We start from the raw sequence: 12198 nt of genomic DNA on the forward strand, positions 1-12198 counted from the left end.
GACGATTTCGCGGGAGCCGCAAGCGACTCTCCATTCCCGTTCAGTGCCCGCTTGCGGACACAGCGACCTTCGCGTCCGGGCTTGGGCAACTCGCCCCCCGGTAGCAGGATCCCACGCACCGGGCGTGCGGTGGCGTCGGGAGAGCTCGGTACTGTCGTTGCTGCCGGCAAGGCCAGCTCTGCCGCTGCGGGCCGGCCTCAGCGAAATGCGACCAGAACGGAGCTCCACGTGAGCGCGGTACAACTCGACTTCGGTGACAGCCTCGCAGGCCTCCTCGTTGACGGCGTCGAAGCTACCCCCTATGTCGGAGCGACACTTCGCCTCAGCGACACCGGCGTCGAGGTGGAAGTTCCCTACCTCCCCGGATTCGCGGTCGATCAGTTCGCGCACGTCGATGACTGGTTTCGGCGGATGAGACCCCAGGAGAACCTGCTATTGCGTACCCGAGAGGGCAACGTCATGCTCTACGGGTGCCGCTGGTCGGGGCATTCGGCGGCGGCGGGCTCGCGGATTGGCAGTGGACGGATCGCGCCGCAGGAGACTCTCCTCTTCGAACGCGATGGTTCTCTGTCCGATCCGCTGAGGGTCAAGACTTGCCGGAGTCGGATGGATGGCCTGAATCGGTGGTCGAGGCTCAGTGCGGTCGAGTCCGAGTCGCGTCGGGACGACACCGGGCGCTCCACCGGCGTCGAGATCACCGTTGCGAGTCCCGCGCCCGTCGAGTGGGCTCAAGGGGAGGCGAGGATGCGTATTCGCACGACGTGGACGTCAAGCGAAACCGGCGATGGCTACGAGCGATCCCATGTCGTCGCGAACAACGTCGTGGTCGAGTCCGAGTGGTCAGAGGCTCGTCCATTCTTCGACCACCTCGTCGAGCAGCGAAAGGTCGCGCACCTTCTGGTCTTCTTGTTTGGGACGGCGCTATCGGTTCGCGAGCATCGGGTGCAGGACGAGTCGATTCCGGCACGCCTGATGGGTGGCGAGGTCTATGACTATCCGTTCGTCGAGTTGATTAGCGCCCGCACCGTGCGCGAAAGAGCGCAAGCGATCCCGACCGACGCGAAGCTCGGACGACCACTGCTAGTGCTGCAAGAGGTCGGCGCTGAGGGGCTCACGCGATGGGCCGAGGGGTACGACCAGTGGGGTCGCTTCATCCTGCCGGCCGTCGCGGTGGTCGGACGGCGTCAGCGTTTCACGGAGGACGTTGTCATGTCGACCTCGATGGCACTCGAGGCGGCAGGCCAGCTGATCGGCCAGCGTCCGGGCGAGGAGGCCACCTATGACCGTGGACGGAGGCGCGCAACGATGGCAACCTACGTGTACCGCTCTCTCGACCTACTCGGCGTGCAGTGGGGCGAGTACATCCACAGTCAGGTGGGACTTGCTCGCGCCATCTCAAACAACTACAAACGGGTCAAGCACGCTGACAACGGCGCGTTCCCGGATCACGTTGAGACCTATCTCGTCGGCGTCGTCAATGAACTCGTGGTGCGGCTCATCGCCGCCAACCTGACAGGCTCGGCTGACGAGCTCCTCGCCAGGTATCGGGCGGGCTCGGAGCTGTGGACCGTGCAACAGCAGTTCGAAGCCAACCAAATGCGTATCGCCGACGACGAAGGGGCTTGGATGTCCACGGCCGTGGACGAGCCCAGGGACCCGACCTATCACGCCGCCGACGGTTCTCCCCCGAGTTCCAGCTCGTAGACCGTACGCAGCAGCGAGCTCATCAGCATGATAGTGACGACGCAGTTGCGTGCGCTCACCTGGTCTGGGCCTAGCTTGTGGGACACGACGTGCCGCGTGATGTGCGTCGGCCGGGGTTTGCCGGACTTTTCGTTCCAATCGTCGTAGAAGCGCACGAGGGGCGCCCGGGTCGCCTGCTCCATGAGTCGTCCCGGCCCGTCCGTCGCCTTCAGCGAGTGGTGGCGCGCGGCCTTCTGCTGGTCGGAAGCCCAGCGCAGCGCCTCGACGACACCATGCACGACGGCAACTGCGCTTATCGCAGCGATTTCCCAATGACCTTCACGGCACCCCATCAGCACCTTCCGGGCGATGGGTAGTGTCGGCGCGTCCGCGCCCTCTTTTACGCGGGCGAGCACCGCCTCACAGTCGTCGAGGATCTCGTGGCGACGCTCGATCAGAATCAGCGAACGCTCATCGGGCGACGGCGCATCGAGGAGTGCCTCAAGAATCTCAGCCCTGGGTACCCACGCGACCGGGATGCCCTCACCATCCACGACCCCGATGACCTCGGTGATGCGATCTTCTATGGCGTCGGTCCAGTTGGCGGGCCGGTGAAGGTGGCGCAGCCACTCCTGCCACTTCTCGGTCTGCAGGGAATCAATCAGCGACTGGATCCCGCTCAGATCCGGCATCGGGATCGTCGCCGCCAGGGTGGCCGCAAGCTCCGCGAAAGTATCCGCTTGCGCTGCAGCGATCGACGCTGACAAGGACTGCACGGCTGACTGGAGCCGCGGAATCTCGGGCATCACGAAGCGCGGGAAAGTCGCAGCCGCAACAGTCGCCGACAACGCCGCCACCTGTTCCTGGGCGATGATCGGTGTCACGTTGATGGAGGCCAACTGCTTGATCCAGGCTGCGTTCTGCAAGCGCGCAGACTCCGAAATCGCGTTCAGCATCGGCTCAAGCGCCTTCTGGTTGAAGGCGGCCGCGCGCGTCAGCGCAACGTACGTCTCGGCGAGGCCGCTCCCCGACGGCTCGTCGTCCGGGACTTCTTCGACCACAATCGTGCCCATTCACCGCGCCCTTCTGCTCTACGTCACCTCTCATTGGATCAGGTGCAACCGACATCGCGGGGTGTCAACTACGTCGCTCAGGGCACTCGAGGGTTTCCTGGCGTGTGAGTAGCGGAGCAACTAGCGCCAATCTCGACTCTCACAGGCGGCGCGGGGGCCCAATGCGGAGTGCCGGGCGCACAGTGGGGAACCCCTACCGGACGGCGCGTGACCCGCCCGCAACCCTCGCTTCTCGCGCATCGCCCGCAAGAGGATCCGGCCGAGCCCGCGGCGTCGCGGTTCGAAGAGTGCGAGCACGGCTACGATGGCGGCATGAGCAGTCGGCAACGCTAGCCCCATCCCGGGGCCGCGCCGATCGAAGGGACCATCATGGGTCGCCTGCTCTGCAATACCCTCTTTCGCATGTTCGGGCATCGAATCTGCTGCGGACGCATCCCCGAATGGACTGCGCACGTCGGCCAGCCGTGGCAGCCCATCGATGTCGCACCCCGGAACTTGTACAACCTGGTCTGGCGGGTCCAGACGTGGATGCGTACTCGCGTCGATTGACCTCAATCGGTCAACGAAGTGCACCGCCCGCCACGTCCCACCAGAGCGCACCGCCCAGATACGGATCGGCCTGCTCGCGCCTCCGGCGGGCCGGTTCGATGCCTATGGGTGAAGCTGCCGGCGTGCGCGCCGATTGGTTCGGGCCCGTAGTCGCGGTCTACCCGTCAGGACGAATGGCCCTGCCCGGTCGCGGCCGACACAAGCAGTGTGGGCAACAAGGTTAGGAGGTGGACATGATCCAGTTGCGACCTGGCATGTGGAAGATGGAGTCCTCGAGTTCGTGGGGCTGCAACAGCTATCTGATCGAGGAAGATGATCGCCTGTTCCTGATCGACCCCGGCGACGGGTTCCAGCTCAAGCGCATCGTTCGTGAACTCGAGGCGGCGGGACGCTCCGTCGACGAAGTCACCGACGTGCTGTTGACACACTACGACCAGGACCACAGCCGCTCGGCGGCGAAGTTCCGGCGTCGGACGGGCGCCGCGGTGTATCTGGGAGCGGCTGACGCGGAGATCCTGCGCAGCAGGACGGTGCCCGGGAGTTGGCAACGCCGCTTCATGATGCGGTTGTTGGGGTTGGCCGAGCTTCCGGAGAGTACGGTCGAGTTGCGCGGGAAAGTCACGATCACGCCCACGCTGACCGCGTTGCCCAGCCCAGGACACACCCCCGGTCACTATGCGTTCGTCTGGCAGGACGTCGCGTTCATCGGTGACGCTGCGAACACCGACTCGGACGGTGAACTAGTTCCGTTCGATCGTGCGCTGATGACAGACCCGGCGGAAGGGGACCGGACCCGCGAGATGCTCGCCGCGCTACCCGTGCGTCTCTTCTGCAGCGGTCATGGTGAGAACGTGGAACGCCGCACCTCACGGGTGGTCGACTCCGGAGTCTCACCGAGAAAGCCGTAGCGCGAGGTGCGCCGCGCCGCGCGGAGCGGACTCGCACAACGCTCGTCTGCGGATCGCCGCTGCCGAGATCTGGCTTGTGTGCTGTCGATTACGCGCGAAAGCCCGCGTCGCAGGATACTGATCAACACAGGGCTGGGGCCTCGTCGATCTTCGGTGCTGAACGCACCAACTTGCGAAGGATATTCATATGGCCGCAAGGCATCTCTTTGGTTTCGTAGCCGGCGCGGTTCTCGCGCTCGCGCTCAGCGGCTGCGGGGCGAGCGAGCCGTCGATAATGCCCGACGTGACCGGAAAGCAACTCGACGTCGCAAAGAGCGACGTTGAACGGGCTGGCCACGGCGGCGACATCGAGGTTGTCGGCGGTGGACTGTTCGGGGTGGTGAACGAGTCGAACTGGATGGTCTGCGAGCAGACCCCCGCCGCAGGGGCGGAGATCTCCAGCCCGCGTCTTGTGGTCGATCGCGAATGCGGCGCTGGGGGCGGAGCTACGTCGGAACAGACAGCGTCGCCGGCGCCCGCTACGCCGTCACCTTCGGTGGACCCCATCGACACGACGCTCGCGGAGGTCCTCGACCGGATCAACGTCAACGATCTGCCCGCGGGTGAGGTGTATCGATTCGACGCGGAGCTCATGGATCGATCGGAGTGGTTTGAGGGAGCGACGGGACACTACAGCGTGACAGTCAAGGTCCCTGGCAGCACCTTCGCCGACAACCAGGACTACTTCGTTCTCCTCGATGACGCGTCGCAGGCAGCGGACTGGGTTCCGGGTTCAGTCATGACGTTCGTCGTGGAGAACCTTGAGCTGGAGGTGAGCGGCGACACCGGATCCGGCTGGCTCAAGGTGCTATCCGCGGAACCCGCCAGCTAGCCCGGAGCGCGGCCTCGATCTCGGCCGGTCCGCCAGGGCCGTTCGCTATGGAGGGAACCCTCATCGCGCGGCCAGAGCCGCGTACTCAACCTGCCACTTCCGCGCGGTGCCCGTTTGTGGATCGTGCTCCCGCAGTAGCCTCGGCGCGTTGGGACCAACGTCCCTGATCCGCCATCGCTTCAAACGCCATCATGATCATGGAGGCGGATCATGTCCCGCACGTTGAAGGAACGGATAGGGTCGCGCGACGGACTCATCGCGGCCTGGGTATGCACCGCCCTGGCCTGGGGCGGCGCTGTGGCGGTGAACGTGATCGCCAACGCTCGCGGCTTGGACCCGTTGGAGTCCACCCCGATCCTGGCCTGGCTGCTGATCGGGGTGGTGGCCGCGGCGGCGGTCGTGTTCGCGCTCAGGGCACGCCGCTCCTACCCCAATATGATCGCGGCGGTCGTGCCGGTGGTCCTCGCCGGTCCGGTGGCCTTGATCGCCGGAGGCGGGGCGATGCTCTTGATCGGATATGACATCTACGCACCGTAGATGGGAGGGCAGGCTCATCATGTCCCGCACAATGAAGGAGCGGATGCGGTCACGCGAGGGCATCATCGCGGCCTGGGTGCTCGTCGCCGTCGCATGGGGTGCTCTCGCGCTGATGTCGATGGCAGTGGGCTTCTCCAGCCTCTTCGGCACCGGCCTCCCCAACGTGTCGATACTGCAGTCGCTGCTGATCGGCGCGGTGGCCACGATGGCGATGGTCTTCGGCATCATCGCGCGCCACACCTACCCGGTCGCGGCGAGCATCCCGGCATTCCTCGCCGCCCCACTGGTCCTGATCTTCGGAGTCGGGGGGCTGATCGCAGTCTTCTGGCTGGTCTTCATGTCGCTGGCCGCGTAGACGGAAGGGTTTGCGACGAAGGAGTCGGATCATGTCATTCGGCGACTCCACGGAACGGTCGCGCGAAGACGCGCAGCCGGCCCTCGTCCGCCCGCTCGGGAGAGCGCCCTGCCACCAGGGCAGGTCAGGGTGTGTCGTTGGCCATCCAACCGGGTGGACAAGCGCGTGCTGCGTTGTCCTCGATGGCCGTCGCCCGAGAAGCTTGCGTATCGGTCGTGGCGCTTGCTCGAGATGCTCCCGGCGTGCCCAGGACGTCCAGCCGGTTGAAAGCTGTCACCTGTCGGTGAGTACGTGGCGGAGCCGTTCGAATTCCTCGACGTCGATCTCACCTCTCGCGAGGCGTTCACGGAGCAGCTGCGCCGCTGGGTCCGGCTCCGTCGACGCGCGTCCACCGATCATGCGTTTGAGCACGAGGAGTGCGAACGGGATCGCCGCCGCCCAGAACAGCAGGTACGCGGCCATCGACCACATGCCCGCGCGGACGGTGCGGTGCTCGGCGAGCATCCTCGCGGACGGGTCGTAGAACGGATGCATCCTGCCCCTCCTCATCTCGCGGCCGGTTCCGGGACGACGCTGCCGACCGGACGTTCGAACGCCCGGCGCGACATGCGCCACACCGGTCCGCTGCGCGCGCTTTCGGTGCGCGCCCAGAAGTCGTCGTCCGAGGGCACGTCCGGGGTCAGGTCGGCAGCCTCGTCGAGGTGCTCTCGGAGCATCTCGCCCCACAGCGGCTCGATCAGCGCGTAGGTGACGGCGCGCTCGAGGTCGTGGTACGCGTTGAACCCGCGCGGCGTCAGTCGCAGGCTCGCGCCCTCTCGGCGCATGAGGCCGACCCAGCGCGCTGGCTCGAGCATCGTTCTCGCCGCCGTCCGGACGACCCGCCCGTGGTCCTCGCCGAGCCGATCCAGGTTCACCCCTCCGGCGTAGGCCTGCCAGAACGCGTCGTATGCGGCGCCTGCCCATCTGCCCAGATGCAGCCGCCGCGCGACGGGCACCTGACCCTGCTCGACCGCGGTCGAGTACGTCGCGACCCCGAAGTGATCGACGAGGAAGTCCTCGCCCAGCACCGACGAGGCCCCTGCTCCCATTCCGATGAAGCGACGGCGGGTGATCGAGGTGTACGGCGGCGCCCCGCTACGCGCGAACGACCACACCGACGCCCGCTCGTACCCCATCCTCTCCGCAAGCTCGCCGACCTCGGCCAGCACCGCGTGCTCACGCCGCCGCTGGTGGGCGGCGCGACCGAAGGGCGCGTAGCCGAAGCGCATCAGCGGGTAGGTGGAGACCTGGTCGACTCCGGCGTCGAAGCACGCCTCGACGTCTGCGAGAAAGCTGCCTGCCGGTGTGCCGGACTCGGCCCCTTCGAAGGCGACGTCGACGATCAGGTCCACGTCGACGGTGTCGAACCGGCCGACCGCTGCCGCGACCGCGGACCGCGCCGCGGCCGCGTCGTGAGGTCGGCCCAGGCGCCGCAGGACCGGGTCATGGAAAGACTGGGCGCCGATGCTCACCGCCGTCACCCCCATGCCAGCCAGCCGATCGAAGACCCGCGGCGTTCCGTGCGTCGGCAGCACCTCGATCGCGACGGCGCCCGTGGTGGGCACCAGTGCGAGCACGTCCTGCAGGCGATCCAGGTACAGGGTTGGGGTGCCCCCGCCTACGTAGACCGACGTGAACGGGACGCCGAAACGCGCCTGATGGGCGTCACGCAACGCGACGACCTCGCGTTCCAGGGCGCGGAAGTAGCGGCTGGCGAGATCCTCGTCCGCCCGAACCTTGTTGTACGGGCAGAACGGGCAGATCCAGGAGCAGAACGGAACGTGCAGATACGCCCCCGCCGGCCCGTCCAGCAACCCGATGACCTCGTCCGCCCCACGCAGCCGCTGCAGGTCCTGCCCAGCGGCCTGTGGCGTGTCGGTCTTCATGGTGACCCTCCCTCGATCGGGAAGCCGGCACGCCGCCGAACGCCGTCGTCGTCGTTGCTCCGGACACCCCCAGGATGCCCCGCCGTACGCTCATCGCAACAGGACCATCGGCCCGTCGTGCTCGACCCGTCGCCCGGACCCGACCGCGCGGAAGGATCGCGTATCGTTCGTGGAGCTGTTGTTCGACCTGGTCTTCGGCTTCGCTTTGGCCCGGGCCGGCCCGGCAGCGAGGAACCCGTCGCCTGGTCCGGGGCGCTGGGGACGCGCGAGGTTCGCGGTCAGGCGTGTTCGATGGGGAGCCAGAGTTCGCAGGTGGCGGTGCTGAAGTCGGACGCGCGGTCGAGCACGGCGACGATCGAGGGGCCGGGACGCAGTCGCCAGGGGTTCGAAGGGAACCAGTCGGTGGCGGTCGCAGCCCAGGTCTCCTGGAGCGCGGCCGGGTAGTCGCCGGTCACCTGGAACACAACCCACGTTCCCGCCGACACGTCGATCACGTCGAGATCGGCCGGGACGGAGGCGTCGCCGTCGACCGCGACGCCGTGGAGGTAGGTGAGTTCGCTTCCCTCCGCGTAGTCCGGGTCGACGTCGGCGGAGACCTGCAGCAGCCCGGCGGGCTCGGTGCTGCTGAGGCCTTTCAGTCGTTCGTGCTCCGTGACAGGCAGGGAGGCGATGTGGGCCTGGATTCGCGGGTTCGGGCCGCGGTGGATGAGGGGCACGCGGGCGGCGTGCCCGATGAGCCGGAAGGCGGAGCGGTCGGTGATGCGGGTGTCCATAGGGGTGTTCCCTTCGACGGTCAGGCGGAACCTGAGCTGCGGTTGTGATCGAAGGGGACCGCCATTGCGGCGCACATCGCCAGGGCCGACGCCATGCACGGCACGGAATGCGCGACCGAACGCTTCGGCCGAGCCGTACCCGTGTCGGGTCCCGATGTCGAGCAGGCTCGCGTCTGTGCGCAGGTCCGCGGCGGCGACGGTCATCCGCCGCCGCCGGATGTACACCGACAGCGGCATCCCGGCCAGTGACGAGAACATCCGGCGCACGTGATACTCCGTCGTGCCCAGACTCGACGCCAGCGCGTCGATGTCGATCTCACCGTCGAGGTTCTGCTCTACGTACTCGACGACCTGGTTGAGTATCGCGATCACGGTTCCTCCTTCGCCCTCCAGCCTTCTCGCATCCGTGTGCCGTCACCCGATGATCGCGGACCGATCCGATCAGAGCGACAACATCGGCCGCGACCCTTACCCCCGCGCAGCAATGCCCGCCGACGAACCCGAATCGCGTGCAGTGTGGCCCGTACGCGACCTTCGTCTCCCGTGCAATACCCGCATGGGGATCGTTGCCATCGCCAGCGCGGTCGCCGCAGCACTGGTGCGGAACCTGCCGCTGGGGCTAGCCTGCCCTCACCGCCGCCCTCTCCTTGAGATGGTCCGCGCGGAGTGAATGGAGCGGGCTCCATGATCAGGCATACACGCGTCGCATCCGTCCTTCTTTGCGCCGTTCTTCTGACTGGGTGTTCTCCGTCTCTGTCGCCGTCATCGACGGAGACGGACAGTGCCCCGGTCGAACCCTCATCCGCCGCGCCCGTACTCGGCGCGGGAGAGCAACTCCTGGAACCGGGCACGTACCTCATGGAGCCCTCAGGGGTACTCGGCGGCGCACCGTATCCAGACTTCCCCGTGACCGTACCGGAGGGGTGGACATCGGTAGACGGATGGGTCCTCAGCCAGGGACCGGTGGCAGTGCTGCTGTGGAATGTGAACCAGGTGTTCGGCCATCCCTGCCAATGGGAGGGCACCGCCAGCACCCCCGGGGACTCGGTCGACGACCTGGTGGCAGCGCTCGTCGCCGTTCCGCTGCGGAAACCCACGACACCTGAGCCGGTCGAGATCGATGGTCGCACCGGCATGTACTTCGAATGGAGCGTGCCGGCCGACATCACCTACGACGGCGAGGACTTCCCCGACTGCGACGCCAAACCCGGCGATCACCACGACTTCGTCAGCTGGACGGGAATCGGCCAACCCTCGACCCGGTACCACCAGGGCCCCGGCCAGATCGACCGCGTCTGGATCATCGACGCGGACGGCGAGCGGCTGGTCATCGAAGCATTCTCGATGCCCGACGCGACCGAGGACCAGATCGCCGAGATTCACGAGATAGTCGAGTCGATCCGCTTCCTCAATGACTAGGCGCGACGTTTGCCGCCGTTCTCCGGCCGGTACTACACCCGCCGCTTTCGTGCACCGCCCGCATGGGGATCGGTTGGGCCGCCAGTCGAGGCGGCGCGTTTGCTGCAAGGGATAGGGCGGGCGGACGTTGATGGTTTCCGGTTTGCGGCGAGCTCGGACACCCGAAGTATTGTGTGCGAGTGATCACCGAAGCTCGCCTGCATCAGATGGCGGCCGACCTCATCGGGGTCGATGGAGTTGCGGCTGTGGTGTTGGGTGGAAGCCGCGCCCGCGGCACCCATCGCCCCGACTCCGACGTCGATCTGGGTGTCTACTACGAGCGCGGACGGTTGGATGTTCGGGCGCTCGAGGTGCTCGCGGAGCGGTGGGTCGGCGCGCCGGCGCAGGTTGCGCGCCCCGGGAGCTGGGGTCCGTGGGTCGATGGCGGCGCGTGGCTGACCGTCGACGGTACTCCGGTGGACTGGATACTGCGTGATCTGGATCGCGTCCGGGAGCAGTGCGAGCGGGCGACCCGGGGAGAGTTCGCGTTCTTCAACCAGCCCGGTCACCCGTTGGGGTTCTTGGACGTCGCCTACGCCGGCGAGGTGGCGACCGCGTTGCTGCTCCGAGACCCGACGGCAGTCTTGGCCGGGCTGAGGGGTTCCATCACTCCGTACCCACCGGCCCTGCGGGATGCGATGCTCCGCAACCTCTGGCAGGTGGACTTCCTGCTGGATGGTGCAGCGAAAGGCGCGAAGAGGGGGGACACCTCCTACGTTGCGCTGTGCGCGGCGCACGCTGTGCTGCTCGTGGCGCACGCATGGCATGCCGCTGCCGGCGAATGGGCGACCAATGAGAAGGGGCTGGTCCTCGATGTGGAACGGCTGGGCATCGAGACGAACGGGTTCACGACGTCCGCGACGCGTCTGCTCGGATCGCTCGGCCAAGATCCCGGCGAGCTCGACCATGCGATCGGACAGCTCCGCGGACTTCCCCGCCCCGACTCAGCTCAGTGATCGCGCCGATCGGCCTCACCACAGGCGGACTCAGTCCTGGGCGCTACCGGATGTCGAGTACGCCAGACCGCGTGGCGTGGAGGGATCGTCCGGCCAATGGCAGCTATTCGCCGTCGGGTGCCGTTGCCGGTGGGCGGGTGGGGTGGGTGGATCTGAGTTCTCGTGCTACGAGATTGGGCCGGTAGCCGAGTTCATCGATTACCGCCTGTACGCGGCGCCGGGTCTCCTCCGCCACATTGCCGTAGCCGTTCGCCACGTTGGAGACGGTCTTGATCGACACACCTGCGCGTGCGGCCACATCGATCAGTCGCGGCACACGACTGCCGTCGAACGCAGTGGGGATCACTTCTCCCGGGGACCGGACGGCGCTGTTTCGTCGGCGCATCTTGATGTAGTTCCCGCACCCGGCCATCGAGCACCACCGCCCGGACTGGTTGCGGCTGCTATCCCAGTACGCCCAACGACATGAATCACGCGAGCACGCCTTCAACCTGCACCAACTGCCATCGGCGGCTGATGTCGTGATCGCTTCCAGGATCGGGCCGAGCCAGGTGGCGAAGCCCGCCGCGCTGTTCGCGGATAGGCGGACCGAGCCCGCCGAGTCGAAGTCCATCCGCAGGGGCACAGCGCTCAGCAACTGATTGAGGTCGTCGACCGCGGCCTGGAGCGGCTCGTGGCCGGCATGGGACAAGAGCACCTCGCGCAAACCTTCCCGGGTTCTACGAGCGAAGTCGAGATCCGCGCGGTTGAGAGCGTGTCTCGTTCGGTCGGTGTTCTCGGCGAACCAATCTGCCAGGTCGCTCGGCGTCTGCCAGGCGTCCTCGTCGACTTGCCACTCAACGGTGTTGACGAAGTCGCGCACCAGACGCACTGCCGCAGGTGGGATGCTGGACGTCTCTGACATGACTCCAACAAAACTACTTTGTTGGTGTCAATTCAAGCGTGTCCGCACAGCGAGCTCGCATCGTCGTGCTCTCGCTGGCTGTGATGCGCCCTCGGGCCGGCGCTCAAGCGAACGTCCAACGCACGGCTTCAGGCCCGCACGCCTCACTCCTGCTCCGTGCACTGCCCGCATAGGGATCTGGCACCGCGGGGTGAGGCGGCTGTTCA

12 protein-coding genes are annotated in these 12198 nt (G+C 66.8%); 7 read left to right on the forward strand and 5 right to left on the reverse strand.

Annotated elements, in window-relative coordinates:
* Positions 1–228: 228 nt before the first annotated feature.
* Positions 229–1704: a hypothetical protein gene (locus P0L94_07120; GenBank protein WES65835.1), complete on the forward strand. Its 1476-nt coding sequence runs from the start codon at positions 229–231 to the stop codon at positions 1702–1704.
* Here the strand turns inward: P0L94_07120 and P0L94_07125 are convergent.
* Positions 1665–2756, reverse strand: a complete 1092-nt coding sequence (locus tag P0L94_07125; GenBank protein WES65836.1) for a hypothetical protein — start codon at positions 2754–2756, stop codon at positions 1665–1667. The two genes, P0L94_07120 and P0L94_07125, sit on opposite strands and share 40 nt — an antisense overlap.
* A gap of 782 nt (positions 2757–3538) precedes the next feature.
* On the opposite strand from P0L94_07125, the gene P0L94_07130 reads away from it, so the two are divergent.
* The 4 genes from P0L94_07130 (at position 3539) to P0L94_07145 (ending at position 5976) form a co-directional block, all read left to right on the forward strand.
* Positions 3539–4213, forward strand: coding sequence for an MBL fold metallo-hydrolase (locus P0L94_07130; GenBank protein WES65837.1), 675 nt, complete (start codon positions 3539–3541; stop codon positions 4211–4213).
* 187 nt (positions 4214–4400) lie between these two features.
* The gene (locus tag P0L94_07135) at positions 4401–5084 is read left to right on the forward strand and encodes a PASTA domain-containing protein (protein WES65838.1); all 684 of its coding nucleotides are present in this window, start codon (positions 4401–4403) and stop codon (positions 5082–5084) included.
* A gap of 210 nt (positions 5085–5294) precedes the next feature.
* Positions 5295–5621: a hypothetical protein gene (locus P0L94_07140; GenBank protein WES65839.1), complete on the forward strand. Its 327-nt coding sequence runs from the start codon at positions 5295–5297 to the stop codon at positions 5619–5621.
* A gap of 19 nt (positions 5622–5640) precedes the next feature.
* Positions 5641–5976, forward strand: a complete 336-nt coding sequence (locus P0L94_07145; protein WES65840.1) for a hypothetical protein — start codon at positions 5641–5643, stop codon at positions 5974–5976.
* A 273-nt stretch (positions 5977–6249) separates the two neighbouring features.
* Here the strand turns inward: P0L94_07145 and P0L94_07150 are convergent, their stop codons facing one another.
* From P0L94_07150 to P0L94_07160, 3 genes are all read right to left on the reverse strand, one after another.
* Positions 6250–6510, reverse strand: a complete 261-nt coding sequence (locus tag P0L94_07150; GenBank protein ID WES65841.1) for an SHOCT domain-containing protein — start codon at positions 6508–6510, stop codon at positions 6250–6252.
* Between the two features lie 11 nt (positions 6511–6521).
* A complete protein-coding gene (locus P0L94_07155) occupies positions 6522–7901 on the reverse strand; it encodes a radical SAM protein (GenBank protein WES65842.1) in 1380 nt (459 codons plus the stop codon).
* Positions 7902–8179: 278 nt separating this feature from the next.
* On the reverse strand, positions 8180–9046 hold the full coding sequence (locus P0L94_07160) for an AraC family transcriptional regulator (protein WES65843.1): 867 nt from the start codon (positions 9044–9046) through the stop codon (positions 8180–8182).
* Between the two features lie 534 nt (positions 9047–9580).
* Here P0L94_07160 and P0L94_07165 point away from each other — a divergent pair.
* Together P0L94_07165 and P0L94_07170 are read left to right on the forward strand one after the other, a co-directional pair.
* A complete protein-coding gene (locus tag P0L94_07165) occupies positions 9581–10093 on the forward strand; it encodes a hypothetical protein (GenBank protein ID WES65844.1) in 513 nt (170 codons plus the stop codon).
* Positions 10094–10272: 179 nt separating this feature from the next.
* Positions 10273–11088 (forward strand): nucleotidyltransferase domain-containing protein, encoded by an 816-nt coding sequence (locus P0L94_07170; protein ID WES65845.1) that lies wholly within the window; start codon positions 10273–10275, stop codon positions 11086–11088.
* Positions 11089–11191: 103 nt separating this feature from the next.
* On the opposite strand, the gene P0L94_07175 is transcribed toward P0L94_07170, so the two are convergent.
* Positions 11192–11992 carry a LacI family DNA-binding transcriptional regulator gene (locus P0L94_07175; protein ID WES65846.1) on the reverse strand — a complete coding sequence of 267 codons (801 nt, stop codon included), beginning with the start codon at positions 11990–11992 and terminating at the stop codon, positions 11192–11194.
* Between the last annotated feature and the right edge of the window lie 206 nt (positions 11993–12198).

It is taken from the genome of Microbacter sp. GSS18 (genome assembly GCA_029319145.1).
Taxonomy (GTDB): Bacteria; Actinomycetota; Actinomycetes; order Actinomycetales; family Microbacteriaceae; genus Microbacterium.

Excerpts from the sequence above, each read along its gene's own strand:
- P0L94_07125 (WES65836.1), bottom strand. The coding sequence starts at position 2,756 with ATGGGCACGATTGTGGTCGAAGAAGTCCCGGACGACGAGCCGTCGGGG.
- P0L94_07175 (WES65846.1), bottom strand. The coding sequence starts at position 11,992 with ATGTCAGAGACGTCCAGCATCCCACCTGCGGCAGTGCGTCTGGTGCGC.
- P0L94_07140 (WES65839.1), top strand. The coding sequence starts at position 5,295 with ATGTCCCGCACGTTGAAGGAACGGATAGGGTCGCGCGACGGACTCATC.
- P0L94_07150 (WES65841.1), bottom strand. The coding sequence starts at position 6,510 with ATGCATCCGTTCTACGACCCGTCCGCGAGGATGCTCGCCGAGCACCGC.
- P0L94_07130 (WES65837.1), top strand. The coding sequence starts at position 3,539 with ATGATCCAGTTGCGACCTGGCATGTGGAAGATGGAGTCCTCGAGTTCG.
- P0L94_07155 (WES65842.1), bottom strand. The coding sequence starts at position 7,901 with ATGAAGACCGACACGCCACAGGCCGCTGGGCAGGACCTGCAGCGGCTG.
- P0L94_07145 (WES65840.1), top strand. The coding sequence starts at position 5,641 with ATGTCCCGCACAATGAAGGAGCGGATGCGGTCACGCGAGGGCATCATC.
- P0L94_07135 (WES65838.1), top strand. The coding sequence starts at position 4,401 with ATGGCCGCAAGGCATCTCTTTGGTTTCGTAGCCGGCGCGGTTCTCGCG.